Raw genomic sequence first — 26,895 nt, 5'->3', positions numbered from 1 at the left:
AAATATATAATTGTAAGGCTTTCAGCCTAACTGCAAAATTCTCATTTAACTGCTAAATTCCCATTTAATTAAGAACTGTACTGAAATGAATGAAACCTTGCTTTCTAACTGCTGATTACTCATTATTTCTTTATCCGTACGTTTACTGTTTGGGTAGCGTCACCGAGAAATATGGATTGGGCGTATGTTGTTCGAAGATGATAGCTTTCATCTTTTCTACAACGTCCAGATGTTGGAGTGCTATATCAGTATCTTCGTGAATGTCCGTTTTTAAGTTGTAGAGGAACGGTGTTCCTTTTTTTACCACCATCTTCCAATCGTCCATGCGTACGGCAATCTGGTCTGTTTCATCAAATTCCCAATACAGGAAATCATGTTTCTTTTGCTTTTTCTTACCCAGCAGTGTGGGTGCAAAAGAAATTCCATCGAAATAATCGACTTCTTTTTCTTTATTGCGATATTTCTTTTCGTAGTCCTTGATGCCGATCACTTCGCAGAATGTAGGCATTAAATCATAAAAAGCACAGATATGATTGTTCACTTTACCTGCCGGTATGTGCCCCGGCCAACGCGCGATAAACGGAATACGTATTCCTCCTTCATGACACTGGCGCTTTAATCCACGCAGTTTTCCGTCTCTGCCGAAGAAAGTAGGATCGGCTCCACCTTCTTCGTGAGGGCCGTTGTCACTGGAGAAAATAACCAATGTGTTTTCGTCCAGCCCTTTTTCTTTCAGCTTTTTCAGGACTTCACCCACGTAATAATCCAGCCGGGTAATCATTCCTGCAAATTGAGCATGGGTGTGCGTAATAGCATTGTATCGTGAGCCTTCGCTTCCTTTAAACTCTTTGTCCGGGTTGAATTTGGCTTTGTATTCATTCAGGATGGAATCTTCCGGTTGAACGAGTTCCGCATGAGGTAAGGTGTAAGTCAATATGCCGAAAAACGGTTGTTTGTCGTCTTGTTGGTCCAGCCACTCCAATGCTTTCTGATGAATCATGTCGGCCGAGTATTGCGGACGTTTCTGGTAGTCGGGACCATACATCGGATATTTGATGTTTTCATCCATCACCACCCGCACCACTCCGGTGTCGCCCAACGCTTTACTATAACGGTTCAGGAAATTGGGATAGTAGAGATGAGCCTGAAATTGACAGATGTAACCGTAGTATTCATCTATTCCCCGTTTGTCGGGAGTAGAACGCGAGCCTTCATATCCTCCCGCCCATTTGCCGAACATACCCGTGGTATAGCCATTGTCTTTCATTATTTCCGGTAAGATTACATGGTCGGAATCATAAGGGTGTTGTCCTACTATCGAATATTCTTGGTTTTGCCCATACAACACGATCGGTACATTTTTCCAGTATTCTTTGTTGCCTCGCACCTCGCAGTGGCCTGAATGTTGCCCTGTCATGAATGAAGCTCTGGAAGGCGCGCTGACGGGACTGCCGGCGTATGCCTGTGTAAAACGCATACCTTCATTCGCCATCGTGTCTATATGAGGGGTGCGGATAAATGGTTGACCGTAACAGCCTAAATCTCCATATCCCATGTCATCGCAGAGAATGAAAAGAATATTGGGTGGAGTATTTGATTGGGGCGGTGTAGTGTTTTCCGGTGCTTTGTTAGTGGCTGTTGCAGCGCAGGCAACAGTGGACATAAGGGTTAGAATGAAAGGTTGTTTCATTGTTTTTTGGGGTTAAGTGTGTTATTATTAGTAGAAAAAGATGTGTCCGTTCTTTGCCGGATACATCTTTTTCATCATCTGTTTAACTTAATTCAATGATTTCTTCATTGCAGTTCGTCAGCTTTTCTATTCCTTCATTGGTTACTACCCAAGAGTTTTCAATACCTACGGGGCCTACACTCGGAATAACGATTTTCGGTTCGAGGGCAAAGACCATGCCCGGTTCTAATTGTTGTTTCATGCGGGGAGCCAATACCGGAGCTTCATTAATTTCGAGTCCGATACCGTGGCCGATAAACTTGGCTTGTTGCCCTGTTCCCATAAATTTGTCGGCAAATCCGGCTTCTTTGGCTATTTCGACAGCTATGTCGTAAAGCACTTCACAAGCAATGCCCGGTTTGGCGATGGAAGCTATCTTTGTTTGGATATCCAAACAAACCTGATGGGCGGTGTAAGCCTCTTCGGGCAGCTTTCCTATTGAGAATACGCGGCTCATATCGTTCATGTAGCCGTTGAAGTTACCTCCCAAGTCCACCATAACGCTCTGACCTTCCTTTAGCGGGGTTTTATTTGCTCCTCCCGGCAAAGCAGGATCAAGTCCCTGTCCACCTAAAGCAAAATCATAAGGCGAGGGGTATCCGGCATTGTCTCCGGTCAGTACGCTACCCATGAATATTTCCATGCTGCGTCCGAATACCCGGAAAATTCCGAGGCAACCTTGCAGACGCATCAGGCGTTCTATTTCAATGGAAAACTCAATGTCCGTCATACCGGGGCGATATACGCTTGGAATCTGCTCGTATGCCTTGGCGTGGGCAATGCCCGAACGGCGGAACATCTCAATTTCTACAGGTGTTTTTACGCTGCGTGCCTGACGAATCAACGGGGTGCCATTTACAACTTCTGCTTCCGGAAACAGGCTGGCCAGACGGCAATATTCCGTATAAGGGAGTTCGTCACCTTCTAACATCAGTTTGGTTGGCATCGGCAATCCTTGTTCTTTCAACAGGTCAACGATTTGTTCCGGTTTGCGAATCGAGAACGAATGTTCTCCTGTGATATTATTAGGGCGTTTGAAAAATAATAGTGCAGGCGAATGAAGGGGGAGGTAAAGATAGCCACTGACTACACAGCCATACGTGTAAATTAAATTTGCATTACAAGTGATAAGTGCGGCGTCAATGCCCTGTGACACCATCAGACTGCGAATCTTGTCACGGCGAAATTTCAATTCGGGTTGTAGCATTTTTTATTTATTACATGATTATTAATTACAAAACTATCAATGGTAAATTATTAGTTGTGAGTTATTTATCTGATATAACAAATTCACAAACCATTATTTAACCTATCATGCCACAAAGATAATTAATTCCAGCGAAAATAATGTTAATCTCAAAAAAATAGCGCTACCCGCGTCCTGTCACAGGAGGCGAGCAGCGCAAACCACAAATACAAATACAACTAAACAAAGTCTTCTAAATAACGCCTTGTCCCATCATTGCGTGAGCTACTTTCATAAATCCGGCAATGTTGGCACCCTTCACATAATTAATGTATCCGTCGGGTTCCGTACCGTACTTCACGCATTGTGCATGGATGCCGTGCATGATTGCATGGAGCTTTTCGTCCACTTCGGCAGCACTCCAGCTTAGGTGCATTGCGTTTTGAGACATTTCCAAACCGGAAGTGGCAACACCGCCTGCGTTGACCGCTTTACCCGGAGCATACATTATCTTATGTTCAATAAAGAGGTCGATTGCTTCGGGAGTACATCCCATGTTGGAAATTTCTCCGACGCAAAGTACGTCATTTTTTATGAGATTTTGAGCATCTTCTCCATTTAATTCATTCTGGGTAGCACAAGGAAGCGCGATGTCTGCTTTCACTTCCCATGGGCGCTTGCCTTCTACAAAGGTAGCATTCGGATACTGTTCTGCATAAGGTGCAACAATGTCATTACCCGACGAACGAAGTTCGAGCATATAGTCTATCTTTTCGCCGCTGATACCATCCGGATCGTAGATATATCCGTCCGGACCGGAAATTGTAATCACTTTGGCACCCAGTTCGGTAGCTTTGGTAGCTGCTCCCCATGCAACGTTGCCGAAACCGGAAATAGCGACTGTCTTACCTTTTATATCAATGCCTTTCGCTTGTAGCATCTGATTTACAAAATACAGACCACCGAAACCGGTAGCTTCCGGGCGAATCAACGAGCCTCCGAATTCTAATCCCTTGCCGGTGAATGTGCCTGTAAATTCGCGAGTCAGTTTCTTATACATACCGAACATATAACCTACTTCACGTCCGCCTACGCCGATATCACCGGCTGGTACATCCATATCCGGTCCGAGGTGGCGCCACAGCTCCAACATAAAGGCTTGGCAGAAACGCATAATTTCAGCATCACTCTTACCGCGCGGAGAGAAATCGGAACCACCTTTTCCACCACCCATAGGCAGCGTGGTCAGTGCATTTTTGAATGTCTGTTCGAAACCGAGGAATTTCAGAATGGAAAGATTGACGGAAGCATGGAAACGGATACCGCCTTTATAAGGACCGATCGCATTATTGAATTGTACACGATAACCGAGGTTGGTCTGCACCTCGCCTTTGTCGTCCACCCACGTCACACGGAAAGTGAAGATACGGTCGGGTTCTACCAATCTTTCTATGATTTTAGCTTTTTCAAATTCAGGATGTTGATTGTATATATCTTCGATAGAAAGAAGAACTTCCTTCACTGCTTGAAGATATTCAGATTCACCGGGATGCTTAGCCTCCAAAGAGGACATGATTTTCTGGATGTTCATGATACTATATTTTAAAAGGTTAATTCTGATAAAATGTCAACTAACTCACTGCAAATATAGGAAAATTTTTCAAAGTTGCTTGTTTTAATGCGGATATTTTGATTAAATAATGATAAAATGTCAATTTCTTCTGCTGAAAAACACAAAGCCCCGCAGCCTGTAATATAAAATACAGGTTACGGGGCTTGTATGTGTTTATAAATAGGAAGTGCCGCTTTAGAATTTTGGTTTCATTCCTAGATTATACATGATGAATCCGTAAATATCAGCTTGTTCTTCCAGTACTTTAGCCATTGGTTTGCCTGCGCCATGTCCGGCTTTGCTGTCAATACGGATCAGTGTCGGATTCGTACCGTCGTTGTCGGCTTGCAGGGTAGCGGCAAACTTGAATGAGTGGGCAGGGACTACACGGTCGTCATGGTCAGCGGTAGTGACCAGTGTTGCCGGATATTTCGTGCCTGGTTTCAGGTTGTGCAGTGGAGAGTAGCCTTTGAGGTATTCAAACATCTCTTTGCTGTCTTCGCTTGTGCCGTAATCGCTTGCCCAGTTCCAGCCGATAGTGAATTTATGGTAGCGGAGCATATCCATCACACCTACTTGCGGGATCGCTACACGGAACAGGTCGGGACGCTGTGTCATGCAGGCACCTACCAACAGACCACCGTTGGAACCTCCTACAATGGCGATTTTATCTTTATTCGTATATTTCTGGTCGATCAGATATTCGGCAGCAGAGATGAAGTCGTCGAATACGTTCTGTTTCTGCATTTTAGTTCCGGCTACGTGCCAGTCTTCACCGTATTCACTACCACCGCGCAGGTTTACTTGTGCGTAGATACCCCCATTTTCGAGGAATGGAATGCGTGTGGCGCTGAAGCCCGGGTTGAGGCTGATACCGAAGCCACCGTATCCGTAGAGGAATACAGGGTTTTTGCCGTCTTTCTTCAAATCTTTCTTATAAGTAAGGAACATCGGAATTTTTACGCCGTCTTTGCTGGCGAAGAATACTTGTTCGGTCACAAAATCGTCCGAGTTGAATTGTACTTTCGGGGCACGATATAGTTCGTAGGTATTCTGATCCATGTCGTATTTGTAGGTAGCACCCGGTATGGTGAATGAAGTGAATCCGAAGAAACATTCTTTGTCGTCTTTGTTGCCGCTAAAGCCTACGGAACCGAGTGACGGCAGTTGGATTTCCTGGATTTGTTTGCCGTCGAGACCGTAAACGTATGCGTGGTTCGAGGCATCTTTGTCATAAGTAAGGAACAGTTTGCCACCGATCACTTCCGCATTTGAAAGAACAGCTTCCGATTCGGGTACGAGCTCTTTCCAGTCTTCCAGCTTCGGACGGTTGATGTCGGCTACCATGATCCGGTTTTTCGGTGCACCGTAGTTGGTATAAATATAAATCTGGTCGCCGATAACTTCGATTGGGTAATATTGGTAGTCGAGGTCTGTAGTCAGCTGGATGAAGGGTGAATTCGGCTTTTTCAAATCCCGTATAAACAGGTTGTTACCTCTTCCGGCGCCGGATTCCGTTAGGAAGAGAATCCGTTCGTCTTCACTGGTGCTCGATGTATAGAAACGTTTCGGATAAGCAGGATTCTGATAAATCAGTTTATCTTTTGACTGTGGCTCACCGATTTTGTGATAATAGATTTTGTGATTCTCGTTCACGTTGGAGAACTCTTTTCCTTTGGATGGTGCATCATAGGCACTGTAGTAGAAACCGTCTCCCTGCCAGGCAGCACCGGTGAACTTGGCCCATTCGATGTGGTCTTCCAGCAGTTTTCCGCTTTCGGTATCCATTACATAAATTTCAGACCAGTCCGAACCGCTGCGTGAAATACTGTAAGCGGTGTACTTGCCGTCGTTTGAGAAATAAAGACCGGTCAGTGCTACTGTTCCGTCGTCCGATAGTTTGTTCGGATCGAGGAAAACACGCGGTTCGCCGTCCAATGAGTCCTGCACATAGAATACACTCTGGTTCTGCAGACCGTCATTTTTACTGAAATAATACTTTCCATGTTTCTTGATCGGGGCACTGATTTTCTCGTAATCGGCCAGTGTCGTCAATCGTTTCAGAAGGTTTTCGCGGAACGGGATCTGGCTAAGATACTCATTCGTTACTTTGTTTTGTGCTTCTACCCAGGCAGTAGTGGCTGCACTGGTGTCATTTTCCAACCATCTGTAAGGGTCGGGAACTTGTGTGCCGAAGTACACATCTACAGTGTCTACCTTTGCCGTCTCGGGGTAGACCAGCTTTTTTTGTTGGGGAGCGCATGACATCACCATGATTCCACTCATTAATAAAGTTGCTTTTTTCATGTGAATAAAAAGTCTTTTTGAATAAACTTAAAGTTACAAATCTACAAAATAATAAGAGATAAACAAGTAAACTTTATAAAGAAGATGATGGAAAATGAGATTTAAAGAATTAACTTTGCAAAAGTAATCATCAAGTATAAAGGACTATGGGTAATTTTATTACGAGTATCAAGGTTAATCATATTTTTCATTTGGAGAACTTTTGTATACCAATCTCTGAAAATGAAAAAAAACATCTGATTATTACGGGAAAGAACGGAAGTGGTAAGACTATTTTGTTGAATGCAATTGTGGAGCATTTAAGCAAGGTTTGCAATGATAAGACATTGAGCTTTTTAGATTATGAGAAACATTTAGAGTCTTGCCGAACACGGTTACAGCAATATAAAGTTGTAGGTGATTCACAGAAAATAATATCTAACCAAGATAGTATTGAATTATATAAAACTTGGATTGAAGAAGTTTATGGAAAAGTAGAACTTTCATTCCATGATATATACTCTATACCTAAGGATTTTTTAAGTCAGGACTTTATTATAGCCTACTATGCTGATGAACGTAAGTCTCTTTTTGTAGAACCTAAGAATCCTGTTAAGCCGGATTTGAAGATGAAGACTGATCTGAAACATAATAAAGTAGATCAGTTCTTGAATTTTATGGTTGACTGTAAAGTGCAAGAGGCTTTAGCTCGTAATGAAGGAAAAACAGAGGATGCTGATTATATTCGTCAATGGTTTGTCGGCTTCCGAAATATTCTTCGTCAGATATTTGATGATACAACCTTAGAACTTGATTTCAATTATAAAGATTACTCTTTCCTCATTCAAACACGCGGAAAGTCGTTTAAATTCACCGAACTATCAGCAGGGTATTCGGCTGCATTAGACATTGTAGCCGATTTAATTTTAAAAATGCAATCACAGAATAATGTGGTCCGTGCATACGAGAAAGAAGGAATTGTGTTGATTGATGAAATAGAAACGCATCTTCATTTGGAACTACAACGAGTGATTTTGCCGATATTGACTACTATTTTTCCTAATATACAGTTTGTTGTCACTACTCATTCCCCTTTTATTCTTAATTCTTTAGAGAATGCTGTTGCTTTTGATTTGGAGCATCGTGAACCAATTGAAGATTTAACGGATTATTCTTATGAAGCATTAGCAGAAGGTTACTTTGGTGTTCGTACAGACTCCAGTGAGATTCAAATGCGTTTACAACGGATGGAAGAATTGATTCGTTCCGATCGGCTTTCTATTTCGGATAAAAGTGAGTTGGAAATGTATCTGCAGGATTTTGATAAGATTCCAGAAGCAGTTGCTCCTGCTATTAAAGCTAAATATTATGATCTGAAAAGAGAGTGGCAAAATAAGAATTAATTAAGATGATTAGAATTTGTAAAAATGCAGATAAGCCACAAACTTTAGATAAGAGTTATAATACGGACGAGGTCTGCAAACAATTACTGATGGATCAGAATGATAAATGTTATCTATGCGAACGGCGTTTGACAACTGATTATCAAGTAGAGCATTTTAAATCGCAAGCCAATAATGGAGACTTGAAACAAACATGGGAAAACTTATTTGTAGCTTGTGGATACTGTAACAATAAAAAGTCGAATAAGTATGATGATATCTTAGATCCGACTCAATATGATATCGAAACTATAATAGAACATTCAAATGATTTTGTTAATCAGAAAGCAATATTTGATAGTGATAATAGAACTTCTGAAGTACTTTCAACGATAAAGTTATTGAATTTATTATTTAATGGAAAACTATCTTATAGGAATTGTCGTGAGCAACGATTTTATGATGAATTTATTCAAAAAATGAATTTCTTTTCTTATGTTGTTGATGAATATATGTCAGGTAAGAAAGAATATTATTATCCGGTTATAAAAGAACAGTTGGATATTCGTAGTGAATATTTGGGATTTAAATATGCAATTATTCATAGTAACGATTTGCTGAAACATGATTTTGGAGATATGACGATTTGGAATAAGAAAGGAGAATGACTTTATGCTTAGTAAATATAAATTAAACCAGCTTTACTTCAAAGATACACAGTTCGCCAACCTGATGACAAGGCGAATTTTTAACGTGTTGTTAATCGCCAACCCTTATGACGCTTTTATGCTGGAAGATGACGGGCGCATTGATGAGAAGATTTTCAATGAATACACCTCTTTATCTTTGCGTTATCCACCTCGTTTCTCGCAGGTATCCACAGAGGAGGAGGCATTGGCGCAGTTGGAAAATATGTCGTTCGACCTGGTGATTTGTATGCCGAGCACGGGGGATAATGACAGTTTCGACATCGGTCGCCATATCAAAGAGAAATATGAGCATATTCCTATCGTGATCCTGACTCCTTTCAGCCATGGTATTACCAAACGGATTATCAATGAAGATTTGAGTGCGTTTGAATATGTGTTCTGTTGGTTGGGCAATACCGACCTGTTGGTGTCTATTATCAAATTGATAGAGGACAAGATGAATCTGGAACACGATGTGCAGGAAGTCGGTGTGCAGTTGATTCTTTTGGTGGAGGATGGTATTCGTTTCTATTCTTCTATTTTGCCGAATCTGTATAAGTTCGTGTTGAAGCAGAGTCAGGAGTTCTCTACTGAAGCCTTGAATGCGCACCAGCGTACACTTCGTATGCGTGGGCGGCCTAAGATTGTACTGGCACGTACGTATCAGGAGGCGATGGAAATTTATCATAAGTATCAGAATAATATATTAGGAGTAATCACCGATGTCCGTTTCCCGAAAGTGGAGCGGGGGGAGAAAGACGGTCTGGCAGGTATCAAGCTGTGTGCCGAGATACGCAAGAACGATCCGTTTGTTCCGTTGATTATCCAGTCGTCCGAATCGGAAAATTCGTCTTATGCCGCTAAGTACGGTGCCAGCTTTATTGATAAGAATTCAAAAAAGATGGATGTCGATTTGCGTCGTATCGTTTCCGATAATTTTGGTTTTGGCGATTTTATATTCCGTAACCCGGATACCGGGGAAGAGATTGCCCGTGTCCGGAATCTGAAAGAATTGCAAAACATTCTTTTTGCCGTGCCTGCGGAGTCTTTCTTATATCATATCAGCCGGAATCACGTGTCGCGTTGGTTCTATTCTCGTGCTATGTTCCCGGTAGCCGAGTTCTTGAAACCGATTACCTGGAATAGTCTTCAGGATGTGGATGCTCACCGGAAAATCATCTTTGAAGCCATTGTGAAGTATCGTAAGATGAAGAATCAGGGAGTTGTGGCTGTCTTTAAGCGCGACCGGTTCGACCGTTATTCTAACTTTGCCCGTATCGGAGATGGTTCTTTGGGTGGAAAAGGGCGTGGACTGGCTTTTATTGATAATATGGTGAAGCGTCATCCGGAGTTTGACGAGTTTGAGAATGCGCGTGTCGCCATTCCTAAAACGGTAGTGCTCTGTACGGATGTGTTTGATGAATTTATGGATACCAATAATTTGTATCAGATTGCATTGTCGAATGCGGATGATGATACGATTCTGAAATACTTCCTGAAGGCCAAGTTGCCGGACAGGCTGGTGGAGGACTTCTTTACTTTCTTTGATGTGGTGAAATCTCCGATTGCCATCCGTTCCTCTTCTTTATTGGAAGACTCTCATTATCAGCCGTTCGCCGGAATTTATAGTACATATATGATTCCCTATCTGGATGACCGGTATGAGATGTTGCGTATGCTTTCGGATGCTATTAAAGGGGTGTATGCTTCGGTTTATTTCCGTGACAGCAAAGCGTATATGCAGGCCACTTCGAATGTAATCGATCAGGAAAAGATGGCTGTTATCTTGCAGGAGGTAGTTGGTAATCAATATGGCGACCGTTATTATCCGTCTATGTCCGGTGTGGCCCGTTCGCTGAATTATTATCCGTTGGGGGATGAAAAAGCAGAAGAAGGAACGGTTAATCTGGCTTTGGGATTGGGAAAATATATTGTAGACGGTGGTATGACCCTTCGTTTTTCTCCTTATCATCCTAACCAGGTGTTGCAAACCAGCGAAATGGAAATCGCCCTGAAAGAGACCCAGACCCGTTTTTATGCTTTGGATTTGAAAAATGCCGGGCATGATTTTTCTATCGACGATGGTTTCAATTTATTGAAACTCCATGTTAAAGAGGCGGAAAATGATGGTGCCTTGCGTTATATCGCTTCTACGTATGACCCGTATGACCAGATTATCCGGGATGGTTTATATCCCGGAGGTCGAAAGGTGATTACTTTTGCCAATATCCTGCAACATGATGTATTCCCGTTGGCTCGTATTCTGCAATTAGTCTTGAAATATGGTGAACAGGAGATGCGCCGTCCGGTTGAAATTGAATTTGCGGCTACGATGAGTCGTGAACATGATAAATCCGGAACTTTCTATCTGTTACAAATACGTCCTATCGTAGACAGTAAAGAAATGCTGGACGAGGATTTGAACGAGATACCGGATGAAGATGTGATTCTCCGCTCATATAATTCGTTGGGACATGGCATTATGAATGAAATTTATGATGTGGTTTATGTGAAGACCGATAATTATAGTGCCTCCAACAATCAGGCAATTGCTTGGGAGATAGAAAAGATCAACCAACAATTCTTGAATGAAGGAAAGAATTATGTGCTTGTCGGTCCGGGGCGTTGGGGAAGCAGCGATACTTGGCTCGGCATCCCTGTGAAGTGGCCGCATATCTCGGCTGCCCGTGTGATTGTGGAAGCCGGACTGACCAATTATCGGGTAGATCCCAGTCAAGGGACACATTTCTTTCAGAATCTGACTTCTTTTGGGGTAGGATATTTCACTATCAACGCCTTTATGAATGATGGGGTTTATAATCAGGATTTCCTCAATGCGCAACCGGTAGTGGAGGAAACGAAATATCTTCGTCATGTTCGCTTTGAAAAGCCGATGATGGTCAAGATGGATGGAAAGAAAAAGCTGGGTGTGGTTTTGATGCCGGACGCCGGTAGGTAAAACTATTTATTATGGATTGTCTGGCAAAAAATGAATGTATTTTTGACAGATTTGTTTATGGGAGTCTTGAAAAAACATGAATGGATTGGAGGCGACTAATTCTTACTTGCTGCTTTTTGTCTCTTTTTAAATGGAGAATCTTAAAAAAAGAACAGAAATAAGAGAAATAAGCCTTGCATTACGTCTGTAATATTTGTTAATTTGCGATGTCTTTTGAAAAGAGAGAAAGGAACTTTTTCCTTTATTTGGGTAGAAATATTAATTTTAAAAAGAAGGTTATGAAAAGAATTTCGTTTTTTTTATTTGCGATGCTGATCAGCTCAATGAGTTTGTTTACGTCTTGTGGTGACGACGACGATGATGATACTACTGCTTCCGGAATGGTGGCCGGCACGTATGATGGTACTTTAGTCGTTAGTTTAGAAGGACAGCAAGTGGGTAATGAATCCAAATCGTTGGCTTTGGTCAAAAATGGTGATAATGCGGTAGATGTAGTTATCAAGAATTTCAAGTTAAATGTAAATCTTGGAGAAGATGCAGTGATACCGGTGAGTTTGGGTGATTTGAAAGTGGAAAGATGTCTTTTGACACAGAAAGATGGAAAATACACTTTTAATGGTGCTACGGAATTGAAAGGGATAGAAGTGCCGTTGGCTCCAGGAATGAATTTACCTGTTGACTGTAAGGTTAATATCAAAGATGCAACGGTCAATGGCAAGAGTTTGAACTTGCCGATTGTTGTTGGTGTTAGTTCAAATGATACCGAACTTATGGATGTTGATGTTCAATATACCGGAACGAAACAGTAAAAGTTTCGATTGTTTCATTGGCAAAAATGAATCATTGGTAGATAGTGCTTGCATTGGTATTATAAAATAGACATATTACGCACACATAAATGTGGGAAAAGCGTGACGAATTAGCTGAAAATAGCGTTCGTTGCGCTTTGTTTTTTGGGGTGGTAAGCCATAGGATGACTATTTATATGAGAAATTTAAAATATATCTCATTTGGGGTAAAAAATAGGGAATGTGGCTTCCAAATCTTAAAAATAGAATATAAAATACGTAGAATTGACCTTGTGAAGGTAGAAATAAAATTGTTACTTTGCGGTCAATTTTTTATCGAAAAGAAGATTATTAACTAAAATGAAGATTATGAAGAAAAGTTTGTTGTATTTGTTTATGCTTATTTGTTCAGTTAGTCTGTTTACGGGATGTAGTGACGATGACGATAATGGTGGGGGAGACCTCGCGATGGCACTTCAAAGTTCAGTGGTAGGGACTTATGAAGGTGATTTGCGTGTAGTTCTTCCCGCACTTCAATTGGATAATACACAGAAACGAAAGATATTTGTGAAAGCTGATGGACAGGAGAATGTACAATTGGTTTTAAGAGACTTTAGTATCGAAGTGGCAGGCAATCCTGTAACAGTAGGTGATATTGATGTATCGGGCATTGTGTTGTCAGGTGATGTCAGCAATGTTCAGTTGGAAGAAAAGAAAGTGATAATTTCACATCCCGATTTGGGCGAACTGCCTGTGACTGTTTCAGGTAATGTGGCTTCTGGTAAAGCTAATTTGAGTATCCAAGTAGTATGGAATTCTATGGATATAGATGTAACGTTTGCTGGTGACCGCATTAGTACAGAGGTTGATGATAGTGATTATGCAAAATCTGTAGGTGCATGGTATGCTCGTATAGATTTGACTGCAATTGGCAATCTTCCTGAAAATTTTAAATTGACATATCCTACAGATGGTGTTGAATTCAATTATGTGGGATATAATAAGGTAAGTATTCCCAAATTTTATCTTTCTTTCCCAGGTGAAAAAAGTCCAACGAGAGATATTACAGTTGAAGAAATGCATATAGATAAGGATGCAGAGGGTAATCTTGTTTTGCTTGAAGTTTCTAAAACAATTGAAGATTCAAAAAAAGGTGATGTTGATATGAAAATGTCTGGAGTAATCAAAGATGGTGTTCTGACATTGAATATTGAACTGAAAGATGATACTTACAATGCTCAATATGTATTTGTAGGAGGTGTAAGACTGACGGGAAATGATATTGAAAGTATGACAGTGGCAGGTGAAGGTGTTTTTGTACAACCGGAATTTTCAGGAAACAATGCCACCTTTTTTGTGACTTCAGGCTGCACAAATCGTTCGTTTATTCCCACTTTCCAAATTTCCGAAGGAGCAACTATCAAGTTAGGAGGAGAAGACTTCGTAGCAGGTACCGCAGTAGATTTTACTCAAACACAAACTTTCGAGATTTATTCTCAGAAAGGTTCGAAACATACCTATAAGATTTCTGTACAAGAGTGGATTGAAACAACTTTTGCACACGATATGAATGAGTGGGAATTGAGAAACGAAACGACCTCTGAAGAAGATAAATTTCAAGAATTTTATGAACCAGCTGGTTGGGCTACCTCCAATGAAGGGTTGAGGTGGATTAAAATGATGTATGACAAATTATATGCTAAGGATGCTCCTTATTTGGTAACGGAAAGCGATGGCGCAGCTCGTTTGGAAACTGTAGATACAAAAGGTCAGCCTGGTTTTGGTGGTTTTATTCCTGCTATTCCTAAGGTGACTTCTGGATCCGTATTTAATGGTTCATTTGTAGTAAATATATCAAATACATTGAAAAGTACTCGTTTTGGAGAATCTTGTCGGAAAGAACCGAAAGCTTTTTCTGGAAAGTATAAATATCAAGCTGGAACAACATATTATTTGTGTGCGGATCCTGTAAAGGCAAACGAAGTTAAAGAAGATGCGTCTAAGACAGATGCTCCGGCTATCAATGCTGTATTATTTGAAGTAGATGCTTATGCATACGATTATCTGGATGGTACTAATCTGCTGACTTCCGATAAAATTGCAGCTATTGCTTCTGTGAAGGATGCGGGAAGTCATGAAAGCTATGTTGATTTCAATGTATCTTTTGAATGGAAAGAAGGTAAATCTTGGGATGCTTCTAAGAAGTATAAACTAGCTATAGTGTGCTCTTCAAGTAAAGATGGAGATAAATTCTCTGGTGCACCGGGCAGCGTATTGTATGTTGATGATTTAAAGGTGTCTTTCTAAAATGTATAGGCAGATATAAACAAATATTCCATATACGATTATTACCCCCACTACAAAAAATGTAGTGGGGGTAATTTGTTCAATATCCATTCTCATTGCTTTCACGTTATTTTAAGTTTATCCGATAAATCATGAGGGAGAATGTTGCATTTCATACATTTTGCCCTTATTAAAGTTGAACTGCTTTCATCTTTCTTTGGAAAAAATTGTTTATGAGTTTGTTACGGGTGAAAGCAAAGCTGAAAAACGGCTCAAAATTTGCTTTCATCGCTTTCACTGTCTCGTCCTTCAGGTGTAGAAACTACTGTAATGCTAAATGGGGAATTTTTATTTGGGGTAGGTACGACAGAAATTAAAACAATTTCTCAAATATAAAGCGGTGCTTTACTATAATGAAATGGCAGTTACAAGTAATGTAAATGAAATACGCTGATTTGCCGGACTTGTTATGACAAGTATTAATATTCAAGCCGACAACTATTAATACTTGAGCCGACAGGTATTAATTCTTATCCGATAAGTTGTTAATACCTGAAATGGTGGGTATATATATCTACCATGGTAGGTATATATGTCCACCGTGCTGGCTATATATGTCTACCAAATCGACAGGGGGAAAGCGGTGAAAGCAGATTTTGAGCCGTTTTTCAACTTTTCTTTCACTCATAACAACTTCATAAACAAACTGTTACAAAGAAAGGTGAAAGCGATGAAACTTGGTTTAAATGTATAGTGGTAGAATCCGGCAGATGGCAACAGAGTTTGCTGAGCAGAAAGGGAGAGCCGAAGGGACGGCAGTGGAGAAGGGTAAAGCGGAAGAACGTCGTATTATAGTCGGTCAGCTGAAACGAATAGGCATGTCCTTTGATGTTATCCGTGAGGTGACGGGGCTTTCCGATTCGAAAATCGATAAGCTGTAAAGAAATGATTTGGTATTATTGGTGGATTATAATTACACAAATATAAAACAGACGATGAATGGATCGTTTTTTATTGAGTTGTTTTTTATATAAATTAAAAAAAGGAGTATCTCCCAATAAAGAGATACGCCCTTTTTGATTTAGAATTTATTGAATTTCTCTACTTTCAAGCGTGACATTTACGGAAGTCTCTTTTTAGAACGCATATCCAAATCCGATATTCAAATAGATGGGGTACATTGCAAACGTGATGGTATCAAAGTCTTTTTTAAAGATATCGTTTAGTCCCCATGTCAGATCCGCATAGACATTAAGGTGTTTGAAAGCTTTCCACTCACCGCCTAATTGAGCTCCCCATTGAAATTTACGTAAGTTGTCGGAGAAATCATAAGTTGCAATACTTTCACCACTGAAGTCAACACGCTGACCTGTTTCATCAGGTGTGCGTAAATGTCCTTCATATACATGTCCGGAGAAGTTTCCTTCAGTCATGTAAGAAAAATAAGGACCAAGTGATATTTTCCAACGATCGCTTATCTTATAATTAGCTAATAAAGGGATGGTGAGATATGAATTTTTCACTTTTGTTTTTACGCCACCAGTCCAAAGACCTTGTAGCTCGCCACCATTAGTGTTGATGATCTTCATACCATAATTTTTTACGGTAGCTTCGGTTGTCATAGTTTTGTTTTCGAGACGTATACCCGCAGTCATTCCCCATTTCTTGTCATTACCGAACCACTTTGTAGCATTTCCTTCAATAGCGATAGCTATGTTTGGAGCATAGCTATCAATACTGCGTATCTCTTTAGGTAGGGGTAAAGGAGAAGTACCTCCAATGCTCAATCCGGCTTTGATACTATACTCCCATCCATGTAAATATGAGTAGATAAGAGCTTTGTTACGTTCGTTTTGGGCATATACCACATGTGAAAAAAGTATTGCGAGGAATACGATCCCTACTACTTTATTATATATTGTTTTCTTCATTATCTTATTAATTGATTGGGTTTATTATTAATTTGCTGGATATTCATTAGGGTTAGAAGTATGTTCAATTACCACTTTGTCTATATAAAGTGTACTGCCAACAGCTCCCTCAAATTTACCACCGTCTACACTGGAAGAGAATACGATGGCAAGTTTGTAGATGCCTTTCTCTAGCTTGTCAGAGTCAATAGATTTGCCATTCTTTGGTTCGAATTTAAAACTGAATTGTTTCCAATTATCTGTTTCAGGAAGTGCATCAAGATTTCGTGCCAAGGCTACAATATTGGGTGAAGTGAGTGAAGTAGAGCCATCAAGAAACTGTACATTATCATCTGTTTCATACAATACTCCATAAATATCACATTTATCTTTTCTCCCTTCTATGATTTCTCCTTTTGATGAGAAGTTGGCACCTGCTTTATATTTATACCATCCTTCCAACTTCAGCGGATAGTAGAAGAATGGAAAGCCAAAGTGAGTGGCTTTCATTGCATTGCTTAAGGCCTGTCCCACTTCAAATGAACCAACGAATAAGTTGCCTGCAGCAATATACATTTTTACCATACTTCCGAAGCTACCTGTGTCTTTCGTTGTCAGTTTTACACATTTGCCACCATCAACTCCTCCATTTACTTGTACTGTGGGGTAGTCTTCAGGTGTTTTTGCCATTTTTGTTAATTCAAATCCTGGGTTTCCACTAGCTAGCTCTAATCGACGGATAACATTTTCAGAAGATTTATCTTCATAAAATTTGTGATAGGGAGCATCAGAACTTAGAGTCTCAAAATCGTATACCAAAGGCATTTCTGTTTGCCAAAGTTTGATTGTATAGGTTGCAGAAAAAGCATCATCTTCTGATGTAACTTTAAATTCTCTAGGGTTTTCATCATTAAAGTTGTAGACGTTAGTTTCGTCTCCGGTTAACTGTCGTACCGGTTTTATAGAAGCTCCAGTAGGGAGGTCGAAGTTGATGTTTATTTTGGATGGGTCAGCAGCTTTTGATACATACAACTGAACGGTGAAGTCATTTCGATCAATCAAATACTGTTGGATGTGGTTCCCGCTGCATCCGTCTATAGCTGCTTCAACATTTTGAGCTTCATCTTGAATGCAGGAAGCAACTGCCAGACATAATATCATTCCGGCGAATAAATTTCTTAGTTTCATCAGTCTGTTATAAATATTAATGAGTAATATGGGGACAAAGATAGTTAAAAGAGTCGAATGAGTATTTCAGTAAAGTGTTAAAAGAAAAATGAAGGATGGCAGTAATATTATACAAAAGTGAGTACCTTGATAATGATTTATAGTTCATATTATACTCTTTGGGGTATGAAAATTCAGGAAGAAGGAGTACCAGTAAAGGAAAGTGATAACAGATTACTTTTTCAAAGTCTCTTGTAAATCAATCCCCAATGCTTTAGCAACTCCCGTTCTGTATAGAATCGGCTTTGTAGCAGTTGCGTGTATGACGTTGTTTGATAAATAGTTCAGCGTCTCCCATGGCACGGGCTGTATTCTCAAACAATAATTGTTGTTTTTCAGCCAGCATCAGTCGGAATAGGTCACCCGGGTGTCGTACATCTTTTTATCGCATAAAAAAACTCCCGCACTTCCTTTCGGAAGGCGGGAGCCTTTAAATAAACTATAGCTTATATATCTTTCGCTGATTATACGATACCTTGTGCCATCATTGCTTTAGCAACCTTCATGAATCCGGCTACGTTAGCACCCTTCACATAGTTTACGTATCCGTCGGCTTCTGTACCGTACTGAACGCAAGCTTCGTGGATATTCTTCATGATGCTCTTCAGCTTTTCGTCTACTTCTTCAGCGCTCCAGCTCAATTTGATAGAGTTTTGAGTCATTTCAAGACCTGATACTGACACACCACCGGCATTAGCAGCTTTACCCGGAGCGTAAAGGATCTTAGCATCCTGGAACACTTTGATAGCTTCCGGAGTAGAAGGCATGTTAGCTCCTTCAGATACGGCGATACAGCCGTTTGCTACCAGTTGACGAGCGTGGTCGCCATTCAATTCATTTTGAGTAGCAGAAGGAAGAGCGATATCACATTTTTCACCCCAAGGTTTAGCTCCTTCTACATATTTGCAACCATATTTTTCTGCGTATTCACGGATACGGCCACGGTACAGATTCTTCAGTTCCATGATGTAGTCCAGTTTTTCGCGGTCGATACCATCCGGATCGTAGATATAACCGTCAGAGTCAGAGCAAGTAACTACCTTACCACCCAGTTCGATTACTTTTTCGATTGTATATTGAGCAACGTTACCAGAACCGGAAACCAGACAAACTTTACCTTTCAGGTCAGTGCCTTTTGTTTTCAGCATTTCCATCAGGAAGTAGATGTTACCATAACCGGTAGCTTCCGGACGAATCAGTGAACCACCGAATTCGCGGCCTTTACCTGTAAATGTTCCGGTAAATTCATGAGCCAGTTTTTTGTACATACCGAACATGAAACCTACTTCACGGCCACCAACACCGATGTCACCAGCAGGAACGTCAGTTTCAGGACCGATGTGACGCCACAGTTCCAGCATGAATGCTTGTACGAAGCGCATTACTTCAGCATTTGACTTTCCACGAGGAGAGAAGTCGGAACCACCTTTACCACCACCCATCGGCAGCGTAGTCAGTGAGTTTTTGAATGTTTGTTCAAAGGCAAGGAACTTCAAGATAGAAAGGTTTACAGATGCATGGAAACGGATACCGCCTTTGTAAGGACCGATCGCGTTGTTGTGCTGAACACGGTAACCCATGTTGGTCTGAATATTACCTTTATCATCCATCCAAGTCACGCGGAACTGATATACTCTATCAGGAATACACAAACGTTCGATCAAGTTTACTTTATCAAACTCCGGGTGTTTGTTGTATTCTTCTTCAATAGTAGAAAGTACTTCTTCTACTGCTTGATGATACTCCGGTTCATTGGGAAATCTTCTTTTCAGATCGTCTAATACCTTTGCTGCATTCATAATCTTTTTTTCTTTAATTGGTTGATATAAAAATAATGTGCTAATTTGACAATTTGCTCATGTGCCGCTCGACTATGTGCTTTTCTGCCGTATAGCAATTTGCACACTTGTATATGGGTACATCGGATTTTTATTTCCGGTTGCAAAAGTAAAGATAAAAATTGAACTGGCAAACATTTTATAAAGAAAAATGCGATAAAACATCAAATTTGATATTTTATCGCATTAAAAATAGGAAAAAAGATATTTATTTGTTCTTTTTGATCGACTTATAAACAGGAATAAATACTAATGCTGCCGAAATGACAAGCATTACTATCGTCATCCCGTCAATTCGTTCGGCTTTTGTTAGAACTAAATAGCAAAGCGCCAACCAAAGCAGGCTGATGCAAACTATTTGTGATTTGGATAACGGGCGTTTCATTTCACTCCTCTTTTCTTTTTGTCAACAATGGCGTCGATCACGGCTACGGCTGTGATATTCACAATGTCACGGACAGAACTTTCGAAATCGGTGAAGTGGATAGGTTTGTTCAATCCCATCTGGATAGGGCCGATGAATTCTGTATCCGGGTCCATTGCCTGCAACAGTTTGTAACCGGCGTTTGCTGAACTTAGATTCGGGAAAATCAATGTATTTACATCTTTACCTTTCAAGCGGGTAAACGGATATTTGGTATCACGCAATTCGCGGTTCATGGCAAAATTTACCTGCATTTCGCCGTCGATAGCCAATTCCGGATATTCGTCCTGCATGTGAGCAACTGCTTCGTGCACTTTCACTGGGCTACCTGCGGTATCAGCGCCGAAGTTAGAGTATGACAACATAGAGATAACCGGTGTGTGATTGAAGAAACGAACTGTTTTATCGGACAGTTTGGCGATATCAATCAATGTTTCCGTATCGGGGTGGCGGTTAATCAATGTGTCTGCCAGGAAGTAAGTACCTTTCTTGGAGTTCAGGATATGCATGGTACCGAAGTGTTTGAAGCCCGGTTGGATGCCGATCACTTCTTTTGCCACTTTGATCGTATTGCTATATCTTGTATAAAGTCCGGTGATGAATGCGTCTGCATCTCCTGTTTCCACCATCATCATACCGAAGTAGTTGCGTTCGAACATCTTGTCGTTGGCTTCTTCGTAGGTAAATCCTTCGCGTGCACGTTTTTCTGCAAGGATGCGGGAGTAACGCTCGCGACGGTCTGATTCGTCCGGGTGACGAAGATTGACGATTTCAATACCTTCCAGACTAAGCTCCATTTCTTCTGCCAGTTTTCCGATAGCTTCGTCGTTTCCTAATAAGATAGGATGACAGATACCTTCGGCTTTTGCTTCAACGGCAGCTTTCAGCATATTCGGGTGGATACCTTCGGCAAATACGACACGTTGCGGTGAGCGGCGGGCAGTATCATACAGTTGGCGGGTCAGTTTGGATTCGTAGCCCATCAATTCGCGCAGGTGAACACAGTAAGCGTCCCAGTCTTTGATTTCTGTGCGAGCCACTCCGCTTTCCATAGCAGCTTTTGCCACTGCGCAGGAAACTTCGGTGATGAGGCGTGGATCTACCGGTTTCGGGATAAAGTATTCCGCACCGAAAGAAAGGTTGTTTACGTGGTAGGCTGCGTTGACTACATCAGGCACCGGCTGTTTTGCCAGGTTGGCAATGGCGTGTACGGCCGCAATTTTCATTTCTTCGTTGATTGCTTTAGCTTGAGTGTCCAAAGCACCACGGAAGATATATGGGAAACCGATTACATTATTAATCTGGTTCGGATAGTCGGAACGTCCGGTAGCCATCAGTACGTCAGGACGTGCTGCCATGGCATCTTCGTAAGAGATTTCCGGTGTCGGGTTGGCCAATGCGAATACGATGGGCATCGGAGCCATGCTGCGTACCATATCTTGACTCAACACATTTCCTTTTGACAGGCCGAGGAATACATCCGCGCCCTTGATTGCTTCTTCCAGTGTGTGGATATCTGTGCGGTCAGTTGCAAAATATCTTTTCTGTTCGTTCAGATCGGTACGTGTCTTGCTGATAACGCCTTTACTATCCAGCATGACAATATTTTCGAGGCGAGCGCCCAAAGATACATATAATTTAGTACAAGATACTGCGGATGCACCGGCACCGTTCACGACGATTTTCACATCCTCGATTTTCTTTCCTGCCACCTGCAAGGCATTTACCAAACCGGCGCTGGAGATAATAGCAGTACCGTGCTGGTCGTCGTGCATTACAGGAATGTCTAATTCTTCTTTCAGGCGACGTTCGATTTCAAAACATTCGGGCGCCTTGATGTCTTCTAGGTTGATACCTCCAAAGGTAGGAGCGATTGCTTTCACTGCCGCAATGAACTTCTCCGGATCTTTCTCGTCTACTTCGATGTCGAAAACGTCGATACCGGCATAGATTTTGAAAAGCAGCCCTTTACCTTCCATTACAGGTTTGCCGCTTAATGCGCCTATATCGCCCAGTCCGAGTACGGCTGTACCGTTAGAAATAACAGCTACAAGATTTCCTTTAGCTGTATACTTGTATGCATCCTGCGGGTTCTTCTCAATTTCGAGACAAGGTTCTGCTACACCGGGGGAATATGCGAGTGATAAGTCGGTTTGAGTACTATAAGGTTTGGTAGGCACTACCTCAATCTTGCCGGGTTTGCCCTGTGAGTGATAGAGCAAAGCGGCTTCTTTCGTTATTTTAGCCATGGTATATATGTAATTTGTTAATAAGTTATCAATTGGCTGCAAATGTAGGAATAAAAGTTAGAAATTGTTGCTGTTGATTGGTAATTTCTATTAATTTTATAGCAAAATGGCTGAATTTATGATATGAGATACATAGGATATGCATTTATATCCTATTCTTTTTTAAAAGCTTAGATATTGATTTATTGAAATTTTAACAAGCGCTTTGGTTGTCGGCTTTAGTTATTTCGTTATTTTTGAGTCCATATATGATTTAACCTTATTTGATGATGATTACCACCCAACAACTTCAATTATTGAAGGAAGGAAATAAAAATGCTTTTGAAGCGTTGTATCGTGCATACAATGCTCGCATTTCCCCAAATATGGTGTATTATTACGTGAGACGCGAACTCCTACTTCAAAATTATGTGGATAAACTATCAAATGAATACTAAAATTCTTCTAGTTTGCTGATTTTCAGGGAAAATATGAAATAAACAAATGAGACAATTAACCGAATTATAACATTTTAAATAGCTGAATCAAAAAGTGGTTTCAACTGCTGATTCGCATAAAGATATAAGAGATAGGTGACTGGTTGGAAAAAAGTAGAGTTTATGCCGGATAGCTACGGCAGTTTGTTTTCGTAGCCGGATGGCATAAATTCTATTGATTATCAGTTCAATAAATATACAGATAAACAGTCTTCCTATTTTTCTTTTTATCTCCAAACAGTTCTTGTCAAAGAATACTTATTTGTGTTTCATAGGATAAACTACAGTTTCACCTCTTTCGTGAATACTTCCCCGAAACGATTCTTAACCACCACTTTGACAGACTTCGTACCTTTCGCAGGCTGTGCCCGGAAAAGATGCCGTGTATGATAGCCGGTTTTCTTTCCTTTCACCATGTTGATGTAATCCTGGTCTTCATCATCAAAAGCCTGCATGGCACCTTTCAATACTCCGTCTTCGTACCAGTTTATTGTATATGTTCTGTCCCAATCCCAGATGTTGGCTACCACATAGTCTTTCTGGCTTTCAAATTCTCCCGGCTTGTAGAGCCGGAACTGATAATCGGGAGAACAGCCTGTCGCTTTGTAACGCCACTTCACATCGTCACCTTTCACTTCTACCACCAGGTAACCGTTCGGCGCTCCGCAACGGTTCACGTGTCCTGCCCACCATGCACCGCAGGCAGCTCCGATATTATGTTCATAAATAGTAGGCGCAGGTTGCTGATTTTCATAGAAATGTGTGTGTCCCGAGAAAATATGAACCTGATACGGTCTTAATAGTTGGAAAAGCGCGTTGGCGTTGCGTGCATTTCCACCGGCCGATACCGTGTTGTTGGCTACCGGAGCGTGTACGTTCAGGAATACGGTGCTTCCTTCGGGCACATAACTTAAATCTTTTCTCAACCAGTCCAGATCTTCCGGCGTGAATCGTTCCGTGTATTTCTTATTACCATCGTAGTCGATGTCTTTCATTGCGATTACATGGATTTTTCCAATGTTGAATGAATAGTTGGCCGGACCGAACGACTGGTAATAATTCTGTTCCCCATATCCGTCTGCCGGATGGTCCGTCTGTGTCATGGATTTGTAGAGCAGGTTGAAATCATGGTTTCCCATTAGTTGGAACATTGTGATACCTAAATTAGAGACGGCTTGCCGGTAAGGAGCATATAAGTTCATGGCATCCCACACAAGGTCGCCCAGTCCCATACCAACGATTTCGAAATTCTTTAGAGAGTCGGCAGTCTGTTTCAGGTCGGGCACTGTCTCTGTGCGGAAGCGGTCCAGTTGCTTCTCGTTCCTCACTTGCGGATCGGAAATGGCGATATATACAAATTCATCCGCCGGCTTCTGCCGCTTGGTTAGAACGAAGTTGCACTGATTCTCGCTTTTCTTCGCATCCAAATATTGATAGAAGCCGTCGGCTACACCCTCTTTGGAAGGAAGCTCATAGTCTGCCGGAGTAGAGATGTAAACCATCGGATAACGTGCCGGATCGGTGTTCAAAACATAGTTTCCTTGCGCGTCGGTCGTTTTAAAATGCGCACCGTCAGTTACTACTACACCGCTGACAGGCTTACCTGTGTTATCTTTCACACTGCCTTTCACAACAGTCTGACCAAAAGCGGCAACAACATTTAGCTGGAGACATAAGATTGCCGCAAACAGCATATTTCTATTACATACTTTTTTCATTGCTTATAACTTTCTTAGAGTGACTTGATTGAATAATGCGATAATCTCTTCCGGTTCGTCTGCCGACTTTACAGCCTCTTCGAAAGACTTGCTGTTATCGTCGAAACACATCACATTGGCACAATCCAGAATGTGTGCCATGTTGGATGTAGCAACTTCCCGGCTCACTTCTTCCTTTTTCAGTGCCTTTTTATAATATTTGTTCACTTTGTTGACCGCCTTGTAAATGGAAGGCTTCAAAATCTCAACGGAAGAATCAGTGAATCCAATCGTTACATCATACTCGTGCGTGTAATTCTGGATGAAAGTATTCCATTTTCCGGTAATGTCACTACCTAGATAATGTTCCGTTTCAAACACCGGTTTAGTTGTCGGAATCTCTCCATATACGTCGAATATAAATGTAGCTTTTGGTTTCTTCCCTACGGGAGTAGCTTCTTTCTCTGCTCTATTTTCTGCTGTATTTCCTACCATATTCTCCGCAACGTTTCTTGAAACATTTTCCTTTCCGCGGATATTTTCGTTCATGGCAAGTTCTCCTTTCTGTGCCATTACTGTCATTGTTATATATAACATGACAGCCATACTGATAATTTTCTTCATACACATTGAATTTTAAATTTATGGTTGATACATTTCTTTATTTGCCATATTCCGTTATTGTTGCCATATTAATCGAATATTAAAATCATCACCTCCCATATTCTGCTTGGCAGCCTGATAGTTTTTCAGGTTGGTACGTTGCAGGGCAGCCGGATATTTGAAACGTTTGGGCATTTGGTTGTTGGCATTCGCGATGCCGGGTCCTACGGGCAACACAGGAAAGCCGGTACGGTTATATTCGAACCACTGTTGATAGTCGCAGAAGAACAGTGCGACGAATTTCTGGTTCATGATACGTTCCAAAGTATCGTCATAAGCCGCTTCCGGATTCTCAAAGTAATTGTCGGGCAATACCTGTCCCCACTGTTCGATAGCTGCCTGCACTCCTTTCTGATACGCTTCTTTGGCAGCGTTGCTTCCTCCGTCGATCACCCCTTTCTTCAGTAGTTCCGCTTTGATAAATTCAACTTCGGCATAAGGCATCATGGCAAGTTTCATGGGAGCTTTCGCCATTTCTTGATTCAGTCCCGAAGCCGTGATAGAGGGCAACGTTTGATAACCGCTGGGCAAACCTACATAATCCTTTGTCTGGTCGGGCAGAGTGACCTGCGTTGCATACACTTGCAGACGAGGGTCATTCCATCCTTTTAGCAGGTCGACAAAGAACTCGGAAATCTGAACGTATGAAGTGAAATCCTGCGGCCGGGTGAGCGGAGCTTCCTGCGGATAAGTTCCGCTGATGGCAAGCAGGGCAGCATCATCGTTCGATTCGAATACCGGATAGGTGGCGGGATCGGTTAGCATCGTGCGCAATTCCTGTTTCGCGTTGAACTCCGGAACGTCGATCACGCGGAGCAATGCACGCAGGCGGAGCGAGTTGCAGAACTTCTTCCATTTCTTTATACCGGTTGCATCTCCTTTAGACGTGTTGTACAACATTTCGCCCGATTGGTTGTAGATCAGTCCGTTAGCTTCGTCAAACAGTTCGTTTGCCGTTTTCAGGTTGTCGATAATTTGTCGGTACACTTGTTGTTGGGTGTCGAACTTCGGCGCGAGTATTCCTTCATCGGCAGAGCAGGCTTCGCTCATCGGGACGTCACCGAAAGCATCGGTTAGAATCTGGTACAGCCAACTTTGCAGTGTGAGTGAGATGGCGTCATAATTGGGTTGTTTGGCAGCCTCCGGGAGTTTTTCGGTGAGACGCGTCATCTCTTTGGCGTTATTGATCCATTTATAAAAGGTAGTCCATGTGCCGTCTCCCTGGCTGTCCGTCATATACCACCATCCGACACCGTTAGTGCTGGAAGTAGATACAGCGCATTGCATCAGGTCGTAGGTGTAGTTGTTGTAGAGTTTCCAGTTGTAGACAGACGTTTCGTAGAGAATCGGGTTGAGCAGTGTGCCGGGATTCACCTCGTCCATGCGGGTGGGGTCCGTATTCAGTTCGTCGAAGCTGGTACAGGAGGTTGTACAGAGTGTTCCGCACACTATTATTCCTCCTGCTATATTCTTTAAAAAATTATAGGTTTTCAT

At 41.6% G+C, this 26,895-nt stretch carries 18 protein-coding genes and 2 pseudogenes; 7 read left to right on the top strand and 13 right to left on the bottom strand.

The window, feature by feature from the left end:
- Positions 1-142 precede the first annotated feature (142 nt).
- From DW173_RS17945 to DW173_RS17930, 4 genes are all read right to left on the bottom strand, one after another.
- Positions 143-1,690: an arylsulfatase gene (locus DW173_RS17945; protein WP_120144909.1), complete on the bottom strand. Its 1,548-nt coding sequence runs from the start codon at positions 1,688-1,690 to the stop codon at positions 143-145.
- Positions 1,691-1,772: 82 nt separating this feature from the next.
- A complete protein-coding gene (locus DW173_RS17940; protein ID WP_004317266.1) occupies positions 1,773-2,936 on the bottom strand; it encodes a M24 family metallopeptidase in 1,164 nt (387 codons plus the stop codon).
- 232 nt (positions 2,937-3,168) lie between these two features.
- Positions 3,169-4,506, bottom strand: a complete 1,338-nt coding sequence (gdhA, locus tag DW173_RS17935) for an NADP-specific glutamate dehydrogenase (protein ID WP_008024724.1) — start codon at positions 4,504-4,506, stop codon at positions 3,169-3,171.
- 216 nt (positions 4,507-4,722) lie between these two features.
- A complete protein-coding gene (locus tag DW173_RS17930; protein WP_055236488.1) occupies positions 4,723-6,834 on the bottom strand; it encodes a prolyl oligopeptidase family serine peptidase in 2,112 nt (703 codons plus the stop codon).
- Between the two features lie 146 nt (positions 6,835-6,980).
- Here DW173_RS17930 and DW173_RS17925 point away from each other — a divergent pair, with 146 nt between their 5' ends.
- The 6 genes from DW173_RS17925 to DW173_RS17895 all read left to right on the top strand — a co-directional run bounded on the left by DW173_RS17925 (position 6,981) and on the right by DW173_RS17895 (position 15,858).
- Positions 6,981-8,216: an AAA family ATPase gene (locus DW173_RS17925; protein WP_117809253.1), complete on the top strand. Its 1,236-nt coding sequence runs from the start codon at positions 6,981-6,983 to the stop codon at positions 8,214-8,216.
- A 5-nt stretch (positions 8,217-8,221) separates the two neighbouring features.
- Positions 8,222-8,863, top strand: a complete 642-nt coding sequence (locus DW173_RS17920; protein WP_008024719.1) for an HNH endonuclease — start codon at positions 8,222-8,224, stop codon at positions 8,861-8,863.
- A 4-nt stretch (positions 8,864-8,867) separates the two neighbouring features.
- Positions 8,868-11,843: a PEP/pyruvate-binding domain-containing protein gene (locus DW173_RS17915; protein WP_120144908.1), complete on the top strand. Its 2,976-nt coding sequence runs from the start codon at positions 8,868-8,870 to the stop codon at positions 11,841-11,843.
- 278 nt (positions 11,844-12,121) lie between these two features.
- Positions 12,122-12,652: a calycin-like domain-containing protein gene (locus tag DW173_RS17910; RefSeq protein WP_117684029.1), complete on the top strand. Its 531-nt coding sequence runs from the start codon at positions 12,122-12,124 to the stop codon at positions 12,650-12,652.
- Between the two features lie 348 nt (positions 12,653-13,000).
- Entirely contained in the window at positions 13,001-14,938 is a 1,938-nt protein-coding gene (locus tag DW173_RS17900) for a PCMD domain-containing protein (RefSeq protein WP_158593289.1), read from the top strand.
- Positions 14,939-15,663: 725 nt separating this feature from the next.
- The gene (locus DW173_RS17895) at positions 15,664-15,858 is read left to right on the top strand and encodes a hypothetical protein (RefSeq protein WP_120144905.1); all 195 of its coding nucleotides are present in this window, start codon (positions 15,664-15,666) and stop codon (positions 15,856-15,858) included.
- Between the two features lie 195 nt (positions 15,859-16,053).
- Here the strand turns inward: DW173_RS17895 and DW173_RS17890 are convergent, their stop codons facing one another.
- The 6 genes and pseudogenes from DW173_RS17890 to DW173_RS17865 form a co-directional block, all read right to left on the bottom strand.
- Positions 16,054-16,848: a porin family protein gene (locus DW173_RS17890; protein WP_074910679.1), complete on the bottom strand. Its 795-nt coding sequence runs from the start codon at positions 16,846-16,848 to the stop codon at positions 16,054-16,056.
- A gap of 27 nt (positions 16,849-16,875) precedes the next feature.
- Positions 16,876-18,015 carry a PCMD domain-containing protein gene (locus DW173_RS17885; RefSeq protein WP_074910677.1) on the bottom strand — a complete coding sequence of 380 codons (1,140 nt, stop codon included), beginning with the start codon at positions 18,013-18,015 and terminating at the stop codon, positions 16,876-16,878.
- Positions 18,016-18,228: 213 nt separating this feature from the next.
- Positions 18,229-18,421 (bottom strand): annotated as a pseudogene (locus DW173_RS17880) (catalase-related domain-containing protein); the annotation flags it as partial.
- A 97-nt stretch (positions 18,422-18,518) separates the two neighbouring features.
- Positions 18,519-19,853: an NADP-specific glutamate dehydrogenase gene (locus tag DW173_RS17875; RefSeq protein ID WP_004317274.1), complete on the bottom strand. Its 1,335-nt coding sequence runs from the start codon at positions 19,851-19,853 to the stop codon at positions 18,519-18,521.
- A gap of 247 nt (positions 19,854-20,100) precedes the next feature.
- Positions 20,101-20,277 (bottom strand): hypothetical protein, encoded by a 177-nt coding sequence (locus tag DW173_RS17870; protein ID WP_004317275.1) that lies wholly within the window; start codon positions 20,275-20,277, stop codon positions 20,101-20,103.
- Positions 20,274-22,565 carry an NADP-dependent malic enzyme gene (locus DW173_RS17865; RefSeq protein WP_074910676.1) on the bottom strand — a complete coding sequence of 764 codons (2,292 nt, stop codon included), beginning with the start codon at positions 22,563-22,565 and terminating at the stop codon, positions 20,274-20,276. The genes DW173_RS17870 and DW173_RS17865 overlap by 4 nt, the downstream gene beginning before the upstream one ends.
- A gap of 269 nt (positions 22,566-22,834) precedes the next feature.
- Here DW173_RS17865 and DW173_RS24420 point away from each other — a divergent pair.
- A pseudogene (locus DW173_RS24420) lies at positions 22,835-22,996 on the top strand (RNA polymerase sigma-70 factor); the annotation flags it as partial.
- Positions 22,997-23,322: 326 nt separating this feature from the next.
- Here DW173_RS24420 and DW173_RS17855 read toward each other — a convergent pair.
- The 3 genes from DW173_RS17855 to DW173_RS17845 are packed head-to-tail and all read right to left on the bottom strand — an operon-like array spanning position 23,323 to position 26,895.
- Positions 23,323-24,759, bottom strand: a complete 1,437-nt coding sequence (locus DW173_RS17855; RefSeq protein ID WP_120144904.1) for a calcineurin-like phosphoesterase C-terminal domain-containing protein — start codon at positions 24,757-24,759, stop codon at positions 23,323-23,325.
- A 3-nt stretch (positions 24,760-24,762) separates the two neighbouring features.
- Positions 24,763-25,362 (bottom strand): hypothetical protein, encoded by a 600-nt coding sequence (locus DW173_RS17850; RefSeq protein ID WP_192920607.1) that lies wholly within the window; start codon positions 25,360-25,362, stop codon positions 24,763-24,765.
- A 54-nt stretch (positions 25,363-25,416) separates the two neighbouring features.
- The gene (locus tag DW173_RS17845; RefSeq protein WP_120144902.1) at positions 25,417-26,895 is read right to left on the bottom strand and encodes a SusD/RagB family nutrient-binding outer membrane lipoprotein; all 1,479 of its coding nucleotides are present in this window, start codon (positions 26,893-26,895) and stop codon (positions 25,417-25,419) included.

Origin of the sequence: Bacteroides sp. AM16-13 (assembly GCF_003602705.1) — a bacterium.
GTDB classification, from domain to species: Bacteria; Bacteroidota; Bacteroidia; order Bacteroidales; family Bacteroidaceae; genus Bacteroides; species Bacteroides xylanisolvens.
Note: the sequence above shows the minus strand (reverse complement) of the source record. Positions and strands in the feature narration are given on the sequence as shown.